9 protein-coding genes and 1 tRNA gene are annotated in these 15,228 nt (G+C 71.3%); 6 read left to right on the forward strand and 4 right to left on the reverse strand.

Going from position 1 to position 15,228, the window contains the following annotated elements:
• The first annotated feature begins 351 nt into the window (after positions 1-351).
• Both ACFW22_RS24070 and ACFW22_RS24075 read left to right on the forward strand, forming a co-directional pair.
• The gene (locus ACFW22_RS24070) at positions 352-948 is read left to right on the forward strand and encodes a DUF4383 domain-containing protein (RefSeq protein ID WP_386408181.1); all 597 of its coding nucleotides are present in this window, start codon (positions 352-354) and stop codon (positions 946-948) included.
• Positions 949-1,010: 62 nt separating this feature from the next.
• On the forward strand, positions 1,011-1,928 hold the full coding sequence (locus ACFW22_RS24075; protein ID WP_386408183.1) for an SDR family oxidoreductase: 918 nt from the start codon (positions 1,011-1,013) through the stop codon (positions 1,926-1,928).
• 142 nt (positions 1,929-2,070) lie between these two features.
• On the opposite strand, the gene ACFW22_RS24080 is transcribed toward ACFW22_RS24075, so the two are convergent.
• From ACFW22_RS24080 to ACFW22_RS24090, 3 genes are all read right to left on the reverse strand, one after another.
• Entirely contained in the window at positions 2,071-3,780 is a 1,710-nt protein-coding gene (locus ACFW22_RS24080) for a methyltransferase (protein WP_386408185.1), read from the reverse strand.
• 188 nt (positions 3,781-3,968) lie between these two features.
• Positions 3,969-5,144, reverse strand: coding sequence for a 4-hydroxybenzoate 3-monooxygenase (locus tag ACFW22_RS24085; protein ID WP_386408187.1), 1,176 nt, complete (start codon positions 5,142-5,144; stop codon positions 3,969-3,971).
• Between the two features lie 187 nt (positions 5,145-5,331).
• Complete coding sequence (locus ACFW22_RS24090) at positions 5,332-6,183, reverse strand: serine protease (protein ID WP_386408189.1); 852 nt, start codon at positions 6,181-6,183, stop codon at positions 5,332-5,334.
• 496 nt (positions 6,184-6,679) lie between these two features.
• Between ACFW22_RS24090 and ACFW22_RS24095 the strand changes: the two genes are divergently transcribed.
• From ACFW22_RS24095 to recQ, 3 genes are all read left to right on the forward strand, one after another.
• A tRNA-Leu gene (locus ACFW22_RS24095) sits at positions 6,680-6,764 on the forward strand.
• A gap of 269 nt (positions 6,765-7,033) precedes the next feature.
• The gene (locus ACFW22_RS24100) at positions 7,034-8,872 is read left to right on the forward strand and encodes an ABC transporter ATP-binding protein (RefSeq protein ID WP_386408191.1); all 1,839 of its coding nucleotides are present in this window, start codon (positions 7,034-7,036) and stop codon (positions 8,870-8,872) included.
• A 98-nt stretch (positions 8,873-8,970) separates the two neighbouring features.
• Complete coding sequence (recQ, locus tag ACFW22_RS24105) at positions 8,971-10,977, forward strand: DNA helicase RecQ (protein WP_386408193.1); 2,007 nt, start codon at positions 8,971-8,973, stop codon at positions 10,975-10,977.
• Positions 10,978-11,050: 73 nt separating this feature from the next.
• Here recQ and ACFW22_RS24110 read toward each other — a convergent pair whose 3' ends face one another.
• Positions 11,051-12,355, reverse strand: coding sequence for a YhgE/Pip domain-containing protein (locus ACFW22_RS24110; protein ID WP_386408195.1), 1,305 nt, complete (start codon positions 12,353-12,355; stop codon positions 11,051-11,053).
• 155 nt (positions 12,356-12,510) lie between these two features.
• On the opposite strand from ACFW22_RS24110, the gene ACFW22_RS24115 reads away from it, so the two are divergent.
• Entirely contained in the window at positions 12,511-15,033 is a 2,523-nt protein-coding gene (locus ACFW22_RS24115) for an ATP-dependent Clp protease ATP-binding subunit (RefSeq protein WP_386408197.1), read from the forward strand.
• The last annotated feature ends 195 nt before the right edge of the window (positions 15,034-15,228 follow it).

Genomic DNA, 15,228 nt, shown 5'->3' on the forward strand with positions numbered 1-15,228 from the left:
CACCCCCCAGGTCATGCCTTCGACAGGGGGCAACAGTCATGCCGGGCCCGGAGGCCAGGAGCCCCATTTCAGGGCCACGGAAAAGGTAACGGGGCGGGCTCCGGCCGGACCGTACCCCCCGCCTCGGAGGACGTCGCCCGGGACGGGGCCGACCGGGCGAAAGGAACCTCCGATCGCTCCCTCCCGCATCCGGATCCCGACCCCGCCAGAAAAGCCTATAAAGCCGCGAAGCGGTCCAGGGCGAACAGGTGTTCCGGTCGAGGAGGTCCCCATGATCCAGACGAGGACGACGAGGGGGAGGCCCGCCGACGGCGAGCGGTCCCCGGCACACGGACGGACAGGAGGGCGACGGTGAAGCTCAAGGACGAACTGCCCGTCGATCACCACCTCGCCACGGTCTACCGGTTGGGAGCCGCCCTGTGCGGCTGCATCCTGCTGGTCTTCGGCTGTTTGGGCTTCGCGGACGCCCTCAGCCCCTTCGACACCTCGGGGGAGCGGATCGCGGGCATGACGACCAACACCACGCTGAGCGTGATCTCGCTCGTCGTGGGCCTCACCCTGCTCGCGGGCGCGGCCAAGGGAGGGAACTTCGCCTCCACCCTGAACATGACCGTCGGGGGCCTGTTCCTCCTGAGCGGCTTCTACCACCTGTTCGTGCTGGACCGGCCGGCGAACTTCCTCGACTTCGGCATGACCAACGTGATGTTCAGCTTCGTCATGGGGCTCCTCATCGTCACCTTCGGCATGTACGGACGGGTGTCGAGCAAGCTGTCCCACGACAACCCCTACTGGCAACGGCGACACCCGCGTGAAGCCGCCCGGGAGGCCCGTGCCCGACGCCGGGCCGCTGTCGGCACCACGCCGGAGGCGGCCCCGGCCGTCCTGCCCGGAGCCGGGCACGCCCCGTACCGGGCGCTCACCGGCACCGCCGAAGCCGACCAGGACTGATCACGGGGAGAGGGACGGCGGGCCGCTCCGCGGCGACGCCCCCCACCACAACGGAGGTTGCCATGACCCGCTCGTGGGAACTGCAGGGACGGACCGCGGTCGTGACCGGGGCGGCACGCGGTCTGGGCGCCGGCCTGGCCCACCGACTCGCCGACCGGGGGATGCGGGTGGCGCTGCTCGGCCGGGAGGCAGCCACCCTGGAGGCGGTGGCGGAGACCCTCCCCACCACCGGTCACGTCGTCGAGGTCGACGTCACCGACGACGCCGCCATGGACCGGGCCGCCGAGGACGTGAGCCGGCACCTCGGTGCTCCCTCGGTGGTCATCGCCAACGCGGGCGTCGCCGAAGGCGGCCCCTTCGAGACCTCGGACCCCGGGACCTGGCGCCGCGTCATCGACGTCAACCTGGTCGGCAGCGCCTCCACCGCGCGTTCCTTCCTCCCCGGACTGCGGGCCACGCACGGCTACTTCCTCCAGGTCGCCTCCACCGCAGCCTTCGGCGCCGCCCCCATGATGAGCGCCTACTGCGCCTCCAAGGCCGGGGCCGAGGCGTTCGCCCGCTCCCTCCGCGCCGAAGTGGCCCACGTGGGCATCGGCGTGGGCGTCGCCTATCTGCACTGGACCGACACCGACATGATCCGCGACGTGGACCGTCACACCGTCCTTCGGGAACTACGCGGACACATGCCGGCCCCCGCCCGTCGGGTCTACCCGGTGGACCGGGTCTCGGCCTGGATCGCGCGCGGGGTGGACCGTCGCTCCGCGACCGTCTACGCGCCCCCGTGGCTCCGGCTCGCCCAGGCCGGGCGGCCGTTCTTCCCGCTGGCGGTCGACCTGTTGTCCCGACGGGAACTGCCCCGCCTCATGAGGGAGCACGCGTTCGAGCAGACCGGACTGCTCGGTCGCGGCGGCCGGATCGAGGAGGCCTCCCTCGGCCGGCCCGAGGGCGATCGGATCGGTGGCGACGGCAAGCGGGCCTGAGGGACCTCCGACCCGACTGTCCCCTGCGCGGTCCTGGCGCGTCCGGGAGCCCGACGGGCCCGGCGAAGGGGCACGGGCGCCGCGACCCGCCCGTACCCCGCCCGTACCCCGCCCGTCGGAAGGCCGTCGGGGGGTCCGACGGTCAGGGCTTCCGCACGTGCAGGACATGGGCGTCGAAGGGAAGCGGACGGTGCCCGACGAGCACGAGCCCGGACGCCTCGAACAGCCTGGCGTACGCGTCGGCGCGGCGCTCGCGACCACCGGTGTTGCACACCATGTGGAGGTCCCACGCGGTCGCCAGGGAAGGGGTGGCGTCCGTCGGCAGCAGCCGTTCGACCACGAGCAGGTCGGCACGGTCCGGCATCGCACCCGCCAGGTGCCGCAGGATCTCCCGACACCGCGCGTCGTCCCAGTCGTGCAGGACCCGGGACAACAGGTACACGTCTCCGGTCGACGGCACGTCCGCGAAGTCGCCGACCCGGTAGGAGCACCGCTCGCCGACGCCGGTGGCGGCGAGGCGTTCCCGGGCGGCGGCCACGACGTGGGGCCGCTCCAGGAGGACGCCGCGCAGCGACGGATGGGCGGCCAGCACCCGTCCGAGCAGTTCGCCGGTGCCGCCCGCCACGTCGACCACCGTACGGGCGGCCGGGGAAGCCGCTGCCGCCGTGAGCACGGGATGCGCCGGCAGCGGATCGAACATGGGGGAACTGGCGGCCATGGAACCGTCGAAGGCCGCGGCGAGTTCGGGGTCACGGGCGAAGTGGTCGAAGTGGTTCTCGCCGTAGAGGTGGTCGAAACCGGGCTCCCCGGTCCGCACCGCATGGGTCAGATGTGCGAAGGACTGGTAGAACGGGCCCCCGTACATCAACGCCAGGGGGCGCATCGAGCCGGTGGTCTCCTCGCGCAGGAGCAGACCGGCCCCGGTGAGGCGGAAGCCTTCCGGCTCCTCCGACACCACGCCCAGCATGGCGAGGTACCGCAGCAACGTGGTCAGTTCTCCGGCCTGCGCCCCCACGTCGCGTGCCAACCGCCCTGCGTCGAGGGGCGTGTGCGGGCTCATCGCCTCGGGAAGCCGCAACTGGGCGCAGGTGGCGAGGGCCTGTGTCGTCCAGGCTCCGGTCAACAGCCGCAGGAGCGTTTCCGCTGAGCCCGTGGCCGCGGTCGCCGGGCGGGCCGCCAGGTGCTCGTCCAGGAGGTCCCGGTGGTCCCCGCCCGCGTACAGCTCCAGCCGTCGGTAGCCGGTCTCCGTTCCGGGAGGCGCCGTGAAGTAGAACACGGTCCCGTCCTCGTGCGGGTTGTACCCGCCGCCGTCGGCCACCGCACCGTGGCGTCCGAAGCTCGCCCGCAGTCCGCGCAGCACCAGGGGGTCGGGCCGGTCCACGTCGAAGGCCAGGTGCGCCTCGTGGTCGTGCGCGCGCTCGTGCGCGGCGAGTGCGGCCAGTGCTGCTCCGGGGGGCGTGACGAGCGAGAACACCTCGACCGCCCGGCGTTCCCCCCGGGGTCCGTGCACGGCAGGACGGAGAATCCTTACGTCAAGATCGCCGGCGTCAAGGCCGTGGCGCGCGGCCAACCGGTCGCGGACCACGACGCTCGGCCGGGAACCGGAGTCGTCGGAGAGTCCGCACGCGGCGAGTCCGGCGCGCAGGGCCGCACGGTCGCCGGGGAAGAGGAGCAGCGCGGCGTGTCCGAACCGGCACCGGTCCGCCACCGCCCGCAGTTCGGGGCCGTGCAGGCCGGGCAGCACGCGGGACAAAAGGGCGGGGGTCTCCTGCTCCCGGACGAAGTCGGCGGTCGCCCGCAGGCGCCGGACGTCGTCGGGGGCGAGGAGGGACACCGTGACAGGGGTACGCATCGGGCGGGCATCCTCGGGGAAGGGGGGAGGGAACGTGCTCCGGCCGGCGGGCCGGGAGCAGGAATCCGCGGAAGCGAGCGGGGCTCGGCGCAGCGGGTGGGGGCTCGGCGAAGCGAGCGGGAAAGCAGGGGGAGCGCGGGGGGAGCGCGGGGAAAGCAGGGGGAGCGCGGGGAAAGCAGGAGAACGGGTCACACGCCGACGTAGTGTTCGGCGAACCAGTCCTGCTGGGTGCGGGACGTCTGCAGCGCCCTCATGCGGGAGCGGCGCATCCCCTCCTGGAAGGGGGCCGAGCCGTGGAGCAGGCCGATCATCCAGTGGGAAAAGTCCTGTGCGCGCCAGATGTGCGCCAGGCACCGCTCGGAGTAGCGGGCGAGCGGTCCGGGATCACCGCGGTGCAGCTCGTCGACGAGTGCGGTGGCGAGCAGTTCGGCGCCCAGGACCGCCAGGTTCGCGCCTTTGGCCGCGGTGGGGCTGATGAGGCCGGCGGCATCGCCGACCAGGAAGAGGGAGCCGTACCGCAGGGGGTCGAGCACGTCCGACTCCAGGTCGACGAGGGTGTGTTGGAGGAGTCGGCCGCGTCGAAGCGGTCCGTAATCGACACTCCGCATCCGCAGGTCCAGTTCGTCCCAGATCTGCTCCTCCCCCCACGCGTCGACGGAGGCGCCGCGTGCGCACTGGAGGTAGTAGCGGGTGACGTCGGCGGACCGGACCATGTGCCCGGCGAAACCGCGGGGATGGGTCGCGTACCCGACGGCGTCGAGGCTGGGCGGGGCCTCGGCCAGCAGTCCGAGCCAAGAGACCCCGTGGTCGTGTCGGTGCCGTCGTCCGACCCCGCTCGGCAACGAGCGCCGCCCGGCGCCGTGCCGGCCGTCGCAGGCGGCGACGTACCGCGCACGCCACCGTCCGGTGCCTCCGTCCGCGGCCCTCGTCGCCACCCACGGTCGATCGCCGTCGAAGCCACCGATCTCCACCGCCTCGGTGCCGAACCGGATGCGGCCACCCGCCCCGACGTACGAGACCAGCAGGTCCGCCACCAGCTCGTGCTGCGGATAGACGGTGTGCGGTTCGCCCCTGCCGAGTCGTCGGTAGTCCAGTCGGAAGCGCCCGTCCTCGGTGCGGAACTCGCAGGTGCCGTGCTCCCGGCCCCGCTTCCGCAGGCCCCCGTCGAGCCCGTGCCGCCGCAGTACCCGCACCGTGTGGGCGGCGAGGAAGCCGGCACGGGCACGGTTCCGTACGTGCTCCTCGCCGGCGCGCTCGAGGACGACGCAGTCGATTCCGCTGCGCAGCAGGAGGTTGCTCAGCACCAGACCGGCCGGACCCGCCCCGAGGATGACCACATCCGTCGACTCCCGCTCATTTCCCATGTGTTGACTTTCTGTCACGGAAATGGATCTTAGGCATGGAAGATCCTTTGGAGGGCGAGATGTCACCCGAATGCCGCATTTCTCGGGTGGGGAACTTTCCCGGGTGGGGCGGGGCGGGCGTCGGTCCGGAGCGCGCCGTCCCCTCCCGTTGCCGCCCCCACCGGTCGGTCGGTGGGGGCGGAGGGCCTCACGGCTTCGGCAGCAGGCAGCCCGCACGGTTCAGGTCGATCACGTTCCCGGCGCCGATGCAGGGAACGATCGTGTACGTCTCCTGGGCGTAGTTGATGCCCTGACGCACGGTCACATTGCCGTTCTCGTCTATCTCGCAGGGGTTGTTGAGGGTGCAGCTCCCACCGCTCTCGTTGCCCGTGTTGTTGACCGCGACCACCTTGCCGGTGGTCGCGTCGATCACCGGCGAACCCGAGGTGCCGCCGATGGTGTTGCAGGAGGAGGTGTAGCGGACCGAGTCCTTCCAGGTCCACTGGCCTTCCTGCATGCGGTAGACGAAGCCGTCGATGTCGCAGCTGTAGATCCGCTTCCAGTACCCGGAGACCACCTTGATTGCCGTGCCCGCCGTCGGATGGGCGTCGTCGAGGGTCAGGGCGCTGATCCCGTACCGGCTCTGGATCTGTGCGTACGTCTTGGTCAGCCGGTAGAGGGAGATGTCCGTGTCGGTCATCGTCGCGTACGCGATCCTGTCGGCCCGCAGCGTCCCGACCTTGCTGCCCGAGGAGTTGAGGAGGGAGAAGGAGCGGCTGGACCGCTGGTCCTCGATGACCTCGCCGGCCGCGGGGAAGCCCGACTCCAGGCAGTGTCCGTTGGACAGGACGAGCGCGGGGTCGCTCGGCAGGGAGGTGGGCGTGCGGACGACGGAGCCCGAGCAGTTGCTGAGCGCGACCGTTCCTGCGAAGTCGACGGCGGTGGTCTGGGTCGTCCGGACCGGGGCCGTCGCCTCCGGGGACGTCGAGGCCGCGGCCGGAGCGGTGGCGGCGCCTGCCAGCAGCAGGGCGAGCAGTGCTCCGACGAGAGGCTTCTTCATGTGGGGGTTCCCCTCTGGTGACCGTGCAACCGAGAATCCTTCGATTGTCATGAGCATTCTTAGAATGAAGTCCCTTGCTGGCAAGGGGGCGTTGTCGGCCGGAGGGGGCCGCTGTTCCCTCCGGGGCCGGGGTGGTCGCGCTCCCCGCGAGGGCGTCGTCGACCGCTCTCCGAGGGGCGTCCGGCACCCCGGCGCCCGGTCGCCCCGTTGTCGCCCTGGGGGTGCCGCCCCCCACCCCCGCCTCCCTGCCCCCGTCCGCTCCCGTCCGCGGGTGCGCCGTACGCCGCGCCGCCCCGAGGGCTCCACCAGGGCTGCGGAAGCCCTGTCGTGCCGTCCGGCCGCGTGCGCTGCCCCCTGTTCGCCGCCGCGACCTCCCGCCGTGCGCGAACATCACCCCGCTGACCACGGGAAACGCGGGTGAAGAGCGCCCCGAATGCCTGGTAGATTGTTCTCCGTCGCAGCGGGAAGCGGAAACGTGGATCGCGGTGAGCTACCGGTCCGGGTGGCGGAATGGCAGACGCGCTAGCTTGAGGTGCTAGTGCCCTTTATCGGGCGTGGGGGTTCAAGTCCCCCCTCGGACACCCCTGAAGACCCCTGTTCGTCAGGGGTCTTCTGCTTTTCCGGGTGGCTGACCGTGCCCGGGGGGCCGGCCACTCCCGCCCGCCGTTCCCGAGGATTCGGCGCCCCTGGCCCGATGGTGTCGGAGGCCCCCTCGGGCGGGGCCGCCCCGCCCGAAGGTACGTAAAGTGACCAACTGTGCACGCTCCGTACGGAAAATCCTTGGACGGGTGTGCCGGGCGCGCGGCAGACTCCCTTCCTCACCTTCGGTCCGACAAAAGGGAGGTTGGGTATGGGATCAAAACAAAAATCCGAAACACCTGATTCACGCCAAGGCTTACCGCACAAGGGCTCGGTGCTCCTTGCCGCCCGCTTCTACGGACGGGAAATGCTCCGCCTCCGATGGCTGGCCGCCCCCGCCCTGCTCCTACCGGCACTCGGCAACATCGCGATCAACTACATCGCCCCCCTCGTCGTCGCCAAACTCGTCGGCAGGATCGCCGACGACGGCGCCGGTGAAGGCCCCGGCGCCCTGCTTCCCCACGCCCTCGCCTTCGCCGGGGTCCTACTGCTCGGGGAAGCCCTCTGGCGCGTCGGGCTGCACTGCCTCAACCGGCTCGACGCCCGTGGGATCGAGCACCTCTACGTCATCGGCATGGACGCGCTGTTCACGAAGGACGCCGCGTTCTTCCACGACAACTTCGCCGGATCGCTGACCAAGCGGGTCCTGGGGTTCGCCTCCCGCTTCGAGGAGTTCGTCGACACGCTGACCTTCTCGATCATGGGGAGGTTCGTGCCGCTCCTGTTCGCTTCGGTGGTCCTCTGGCAGTACGACCCGCTGCTCGTGGTCGGACTCCTGGCGCTCATCGCCCTCACCGGCGTGTGCGTGGCACCGCTGATCCGCCGCCGGCAACTGCTCGTCGCCGAGCGCGAGCAGGCGGCTGCCCGGGTCTCGGGCCACGTCGCGGACAGCCTGACGAACATGGACACGGTGCGGTCCTTCGGCGCCGAAAAGCGCGAGGCGGCCGAACACCGTTCCCGGGTCTCGGAGTTGCAGCGAATCATGCTGCGTTCCTGGGACTACGGAAACCTGCGGATCGACACGCTCGTCGCACCGATGTCCGTCCTGACGAACGTCCTCGGGCTCGTGCTCGCCCTCACCCTCGGCGGGCGGGAGCACGGCGTGGAGGCCGTCGTCGTCGCCTTCACCTACTACACCAACGCCACCCGGATCATGTTCGAGTTCAACCAGGTCTACCGACGCCTGGAGCGCGCCATGACGGAGGCCGCCCAGTTCACCGAACTGCTCCTCGAACCGCCGACCGTCCTCGACCCCGAGGCCCCGGAGCCCCTCGGGCCGCAGAACGCCGAGGTGCGCTTCGAGCGGGTGACCTTCGCGCACGCGGGCGCGAAGCCGCTCTTCGAAGAACTCGACCTGGCCGTGCCCAGTGGCGCCAAGGTCGGATTCGTCGGTCGGTCCGGCGGAGGCAAGTCCACGCTCACCCGCTTGCTGCTCCGGATGACGGACGTCGACGGCGGACGGATCACGATCGGCGGCCAGGACATCAGCCGGCTCCGGCAGGCCGAACTGCGGGGGATGATCGCTTACGTGCCGCAGGACCCCGCGATGTTCCACCGCACCCTGCGGGAGAACATCGCCTTCGCCCGCCCCGACGCCACCGGTGCCGAGATCCGCCGTGCCGCGGAAGCGGCACACGTCACCGAGTTCGCGGACGGGCTTCCCCACGGTTTCGACACGATGGTCGGCGAGCGCGGGGTAAAGCTTTCGGGCGGTCAACGACAGCGGGTCGCCCTCGCCCGGGCGATCCTGCGGGACGCGCCGATCCTGCTGCTCGACGAGGCGACCAGCGCCCTCGATTCGGAGAGCGAGATCCTCGTCCAGGACGCGCTGTGGCGGCTGATGGACGGGCGGACGGCCCTGGTGGTCGCCCACCGGCTGAGCACGGTGGCCACGATGGACCGGTTGGTCGTCCTCGACCGCGGGCGGGTCGTGGAACAGGGCACCCACCAGGAACTGCTCGCGGTCGACGGTGCCTACGCAAAGCTGTGGCAGCACCAGTCGGGAGGCTTCCTGGACGGCACCCCCTTGGGCGCCGACGTGGGCCGGTGACCTCGGGCGGGGCGTACGCCGCGCCCCGCCCGGAAGGGTTTTCCACAGCTTGTCCCGGGTGGGACCGGACTGTCTGCCCGGGCGGCTAGGCTGCACGAATGGTCCATTCCGACGCCCCTGTCGTCCCCGCCGTGCCCGACGCCCCCGCCGAGGCCTCCGACGCCGCCCGGGTGCTCCACCGTGTCTTCGGCTACAGCTCCTTCCGCGGGGAGCAGGAGGCGATCATCGAGCAGGTCATCGCTGGCGGTGATGCGCTCGTCCTGATGCCGACCGGCGGCGGAAAGTCGCTCTGCTACCAGATCCCGGCGCTCGTCAGGGCGGGCACGGGCGTCGTGATCTCGCCCCTCATCGCCCTCATGCAGGACCAGGTCGACGCGCTCAGGGCGCTCGGAGTGCGGGCCGGCTTCCTGAACTCCACGCAGGACCCGTACGAGCGGCAGAGCGTCGAGCAGGCCTTCCTCGCCGACGAGCTGGACCTCCTCTACCTGGCCCCCGAACGGCTCCGGACCGAGGGCACCCAGCGGCTGCTCGACCGGGGCGCGGTATCCGTCTTCGCGATCGACGAGGCGCACTGCGTCGCCCAGTGGGGCCACGACTTCCGGCCCGACTACCTGGCCCTGTCCATGCTGCACGAGCGGTGGCCGAAGGTGCCCCGGATCGCGCTGACGGCCACCGCCACGGAGGGGACCCACGCCGAGATCGCGGCGCGGCTCGGCTTGGAGGAGGCCCGGCACTTCGTCGCCGACTTCGACCGGCCGAACATCCAGTACCGCATCGTGTCGAAGAACAATCCGCTCAAGCAGCTCCTCGAACTGATCGGCACCGAGCACCGGGGAGACGCGGGAGTCGTCTACTGCCTCTCGCGCGCCTCGGTGGAGAAGACGGCGGCCTTCCTCCGTGAGCAGGGCGTCGACGCCCTGCCGTACCACGCGGGCATGGACGCCCGCACCCGCGCGGAGCACCAGGCCCGCTTCCTGCGCGAGGACGGGGTCGTCGTCGTGGCGACCATCGCCTTCGGCATGGGCATCGACAAGCCGGACGTTCGTTTCGTCGCCCATCTCGACCTGCCGAAATCGGTCGAGGGCTACTACCAGGAGACCGGTCGCGCCGGCCGCGACGGGGAGCCCGCCACGGCATGGCTGGCCTACGGCCTCCAGGACGTGGTCCAGCAGCGCAAGCTCATCGACGGCTCCGAGGGCGACGAGGCGCACCGCCGTTCCCTCGCCCGACACCTCGATGCCATGCTCGCCCTCTGCGAGACGGTGGACTGCCGTCGCGTGCGGCTCCTGGAGTACTTCGGACAATCGGCCGGGCCGTGCGGCAACTGCGACGCCTGCCTGACGCCGGGCGAGTCCTGGGACGGCACGGTGGCAGCGCAGAAACTGCTGTCCACGGTGTGGCGGCTGGCGAAGGAACGGCGCCAGAAGTTCGGCGCCGGCCAGATCATCGACATCCTCCAGGGCAAGAGGACCGCCAAGGTCATCCAGTTCGACCACGACGCCCTCTCGGTGTTCGGCGTCGGGGCCGACCTCGGCACGGCCGAGTGGCGCGGGGTCGTCCGCCAACTCCTCGCGCAACGGCTGCTCGCGGTGGAAGGCGACTACGGCACCCTCGTGCTCACGGAGGAGAGCGGTGAGGTCCTGGGAGGCCGCCGTCAGGTACCGATGCGGAAGGAGAAGGCCGCCCCCTCCTCCCGCAAGGAGTCCGGGGCCCGCTCCGGCAAGGGGGCCCGCGTCCCCGTCGACCTGCCCGCGCAGGCCGTTCCGGTCTTCGAGGCCCTCCGTGCCTGGCGGGCCGAGACGGCGCGCGAGCAGGGCGTGCCGGCCTACGTCGTCTTCCACGACGCGACCCTGCGCGAGATCGCGACCCGGCTGCCCGGCACCGTGGAGGAGCTGGGCACCGTCGGCGGCGTCGGCGAGGCCAAGTTGGCCAAGTACGCCGAAGGCGTCCTCGACGCACTGTCCCGGGCGACCGGCGATCCGGGTGCCGAGGACGCCGGCCCCGCCGTTCCGGCCTCCGGCCCGCCGGCACCGGACGGCCCGCCGGCGCACGAGGAAGAGCCGCCGTACGACCCGAACGAGTTTGAACCGCCCTGGGACGAGTGACCACCAGGACATGACGGACGCGGCGGGGCGGTGTGGGCCGCGCCGCCGCACGGCCCGGGCGGGGGAGCTGCGGTCACTCGGGCTGTGGGGTGAGGCGGCGCAGCCCCCTGCGGTCGTAGTAGTGCGTCATGGCGAAGCCGAACGCCAGGGCCAGCACCACGCCGAGCGCGATCATGAACCAGCCGCGGGCGAGGCCGGCATCGGCCCGGGCGTCGAAGTACAGGATGGCCCTGACGCCCTCGCTGAGCTGGCGCATCGGCTCGAAGACGCCGAGGAAGCGGTAGAAGCCCGGGGTGGCCTGGAGCGGCACGGTCGCCCCGGAGGAGGGGAGCGCCAGCGCGATGAAGACGAACATCGAGACGAGCTGCCCGATTCCGCCGAAGGCCGCGTTGATGGCCTGGACGCCCAGTCCGACGGCGACCGTCGCGCAGAAGGAGAAGAGCCACAGCATCGGTAGGTGGGCGGCGTCCATGCCGAGGACCGCGATCGTGGCGACCATGACGAGCGTGGTGGTCAGGGCCGCGATGCCGGCGGTCATCACCATCTTCAGGACGAGCGTCTGGGTGCGGCTGATGGGGACGGTCCGGTGGCGCGTGTGCCAGGGGCCGATCTCGCTGTCCGCGTATCCGAGGGCGGTGTCGACACCGCTGTGCACGATGTTCCCGCCGATGAAGCCGCTCAGGACGAGCAGCAGCGTGTAGTAGAAGGCGGTCAGGCCGAGGCCGCTGTGCCGGCCGATGGGATGGCCGACGCGGGTGGTGACCGTCACCGGATCGGTCAGCAGCAGGCGCGTGGTCGGCAGGGCGGCGGTGGGCGAGAGCCGCCGGCCGATGTCCAAGGAGGCCCGGTGCGCCGCGTTCTGGTTGATCTGGGACGCCAGGGAGGAACCGAGGCTGCCCAGGCCGGGGTTGGTCAGCACGGTGAGCGTGGGGCGGACCGTCGCCCCCTCGGTGGTGAGCGCCGCGACGGACGCGGTGAAGTCCGCGGGCACCACCAGGGCGCCGAAGACCTTGCCGGAGGCGAGGGCGTCCTGGGCGCCGGCACGGTCGAGGCGCTGCCAGTCGACGGGGGTCCCGGCGGGGCCGCCCGCGGCGATCGAGTCGGTGATCTGCTTCCCCAGGTTCTCCTGCTGCCCCGGTAGCGGGCGGCCCCGGTCCTCGTTGACGAGGGCGATGGGCAGCCGGCTCAGCTGGTCGCTCGGATTGAGGATGCCGCCCATGTAGAGGAGCGACAGGAACAGCGCGACCAGGGAGCTGAGGAGGCCGGGGGCGAGCCACAGTGCGGGACGCCGCAGGAGTGGGGCGGCGCGAACCTGTGGGGCGTCCGTACGGTCCCGGGGCTCGGGAGCCGGGCCGTTCGGAGGGGTTGCGGAGGTCATGGAGCCATCGTCTGCGGTCGGGAACCGAACCGGGCGTTTCGGTCCGCCGTACGGGGGGTCACGTGCCGGCGCACCACGACTCCGCTCCGATTGCGGAGCCGCGGGCGTCGGGTTTGAGTGGGAAAGTCCCCTCCGTTGCGCTTTCAGGAGCAGCCATGTCGATGGCGTTCGGTTCGTCCTTCGGTTCGTCGGATCCGTTCAGCGACCTCTTCAACCGGTTCTTCGGGATGTCACCGACGTCGTCGCCCCCGGCCGTGCAGCGCGTTCCCATCGGACGGCTGCTGACCGAGTCCTCCCACGAACTGCTGAACACCGCCGCACGCAAGGCCGACGAGGACGGCAGTTCCGACCTCGACACCGAGCACCTCCTGTGGGCCGCCACCCAGGTCGAGCCTTCCCGCCGACTGCTCTCCCAGGGCGGGGTGGACCCCGACGAACTGGCCGGACAGCTCGCCGAGGTGCTGCCCCGGGAGGCCACGGAGCCGTCCGCGGAGCCCGGGCTCACCCCGGCGGCCAAGCGGACCCTGGCCACCGCCCACGCCTACTCGCAGGCGGCGGGCGTCTCCTACATCGGCCCCGAGCACATCCTCGGCGCCCTCCTCGCCGACCCCGATTCCGGAGCCTCCCGTTTCCTGCGCGCGGAGGAAGCGGACGTGAAGAGGCTCCGTGGCCTCGCCGACCAGACGGCCCGCCCGGAGGCGGGCGGTGTCACCGCCGCTGCGAAACAGCCGACCACCAGCCTCGACGAGTACGGCCGGGACCTCACGGAGGAAGCGAAGGCGGGCAGGCTCGATCCCGTGGTCGGTCGGGCCGAGGAGATCGAGCAGACCATCGAGATCCTCTCCCGGCGCTCCAAGAACAATCCGGTGCTCATCGGCGAGCCGGGCGTCGGCAAGACCGCCATCGTGGAGGGCCTCGCCCAACGCATCGTCGCGGACGAGGTCCCCGACAGCCTGAAGGGCAAGCGGGTCGTCTCCCTGGACCTGTCCGGCATGGTGGCCGGTGCACAGTACCGGGGGCAGTTCGAGGAACGCCTCAAGAAGGTCATCGAGGACGTCCAGGAAGCCAGCGGGGAGATCATCCTCTTCGTCGACGAACTGCACACGGTCGTCGGCGCCGGCGCCACCGGCGAGGGCGCGATGGACGCGGGCAACATGCTCAAGCCCGCGCTCGCCCGCGGTGAACTGCACGTGGTGGGCGCCACCACCATCGACGAGTACCGCAAGCACATCGAGAAGGACGCCGCCCTCGAACGCCGCTTCCAACCCGTCCTCATCCCGGAGCCGACCGTCGAGGAGACCGTGCAGATCCTCGAAGGGCTCCGGGACGCCTACGAGGCCCACCACCGGGTCCGCTTCGCCGACGGAGCGCTCACGGCCGCCGCGGAACTCTCCGACCGGTACATCAGCGACCGGTTCCTCCCCGACAAGGCCATCGACCTGATGGACCAGGCCGGGGCACGGGTCCGGCTGCGCAGCGGCGGTCGCTCCACCGAGGTCGTCAGCCGCGAGGACAAGCTCGCGAAGCTGCGCCGCGAGAAGGAGCAAGCGGTCGCGGGCGAGGACTTCGAGAAGGCCCAGGAACTCAAGCAGCGGATCGCCGAGGTGGAGGGCGAACTCGCCGGCATCGAGGAGCGCCGCGAGGGCGTCGTCTCGGTGACCGCCTCGGACATCGCCGACATCGTCTCCCGCCGCACCGGCATTCCCGTCTCCCAGCTCACCGCCAGCGAGAAGGAGAAGCTGCTCAAGCTGGAGGAGGAGATGCACGCCCGCATCGTCGGCCAGGACGAGGCGGTCACCGCGGTCTCCGAGGCCGTGCGTCGCAACCGGGCGGGCATGGGCGACCCGAACCGGCCCGTCGGCTCTTTCCTCTTCCTGGGGCCCACGGGCGTCGGCAAGACCGAACTCGCCAAGACCCTGGCCGAGCTGCTCTTCGGCGAGGAGGACCGGATGATCCGGTTCGACATGAGCGAGTTCCAGGAGAAGCACACCGTCGCCCGACTCGTCGGCGCGCCCCCCGGATACGTCGGTTACGAGGAGGCCGGACAGCTCACCGAGAAGGTCCGCCGCAACCCGTACAGCGTCGTCCTCTTCGACGAGGTCGAGAAGGGGCACCCCGACGTCTTCAACACGCTGCTCCAGATCCTCGACGACGGGCGGCTCACGGACGGGCAGGGCCGCACGGTCGACTTCCGCCACTGCGTCGTCATCATGACGTCCAACATCGGTGCCCACCGCATCCTCGCCCACGAGGGCGACGCCGCAGAGCTCAAGGACGAGCTGATGGAGGACCTGCGGGGACGTTTCCTGCCCGAGTTCCTCAACCGCATCGACGACATCATCGTCTTCCACAGCCTCACCGAGGACGACCTGACCGAGATCGTCGACCACCTCCTCGACCGGAGCAAGCACCGCGTCCACGCCCAGGGCATGACCCTGGAGGTGACCGAGGCGGCGAAGAAGCTCCTGGTCGCCCACGGCTACCAGCCCGCCTTCGGCGCCCGGCCGTTGCGCCGCACGATCCAGACGGAGCTCGACAACCGCGTCGCCTCCCTGCTGCTCGGCGGGGAAGCCGACCCCGGGGACGTGCTCGTCGCCGACGTCGTGGACGACTCCCTCCACTGCACGGTCCGCAAGCCGGAGTCCGCAGCCGGCAGCGAGGCCGCCGCCGCGGCCTGACGGCCCGTCCGTCACCTGCGCCGGGCGCGGACCCCGGTGCACCGCCGCCGGGGAGGGCCGGTCGGAGGACAGCGGGCGGCGGGTGACCGGTCCTCCCGATCGAGGGCCACGCCCGGTTGCGGCTCCCGGGCGACGGCCAGCAGCACGACCGGCACGGAACGCGCCGGGCCGGTCGTCGTTCCGTCAGGATCCCCT

The organism is Streptomyces sp. NPDC058872 (assembly GCF_042743065.1).
Taxonomy (GTDB): domain Bacteria; phylum Actinomycetota; class Actinomycetes; order Streptomycetales; family Streptomycetaceae; genus Streptomyces.

Excerpts from the sequence above, each read along its gene's own strand:
- ACFW22_RS24100 (WP_386408191.1), top strand. The coding sequence starts at position 7,034 with ATGGGATCAAAACAAAAATCCGAAACACCTGATTCACGCCAAGGCTTA.
- recQ (WP_386408193.1), top strand. The coding sequence starts at position 8,971 with ATGGTCCATTCCGACGCCCCTGTCGTCCCCGCCGTGCCCGACGCCCCC.
- ACFW22_RS24115 (WP_386408197.1), top strand. The coding sequence starts at position 12,511 with ATGTCGATGGCGTTCGGTTCGTCCTTCGGTTCGTCGGATCCGTTCAGC.
- ACFW22_RS24085 (WP_386408187.1), bottom strand. The coding sequence starts at position 5,144 with ATGGGAAATGAGCGGGAGTCGACGGATGTGGTCATCCTCGGGGCGGGT.
- ACFW22_RS24080 (WP_386408185.1), bottom strand. The coding sequence starts at position 3,780 with ATGCGTACCCCTGTCACGGTGTCCCTCCTCGCCCCCGACGACGTCCGG.
- ACFW22_RS24075 (WP_386408183.1), top strand. The coding sequence starts at position 1,011 with ATGACCCGCTCGTGGGAACTGCAGGGACGGACCGCGGTCGTGACCGGG.
- ACFW22_RS24110 (WP_386408195.1), bottom strand. The coding sequence starts at position 12,355 with ATGACCTCCGCAACCCCTCCGAACGGCCCGGCTCCCGAGCCCCGGGAC.
- ACFW22_RS24090 (WP_386408189.1), bottom strand. The coding sequence starts at position 6,183 with ATGAAGAAGCCTCTCGTCGGAGCACTGCTCGCCCTGCTGCTGGCAGGC.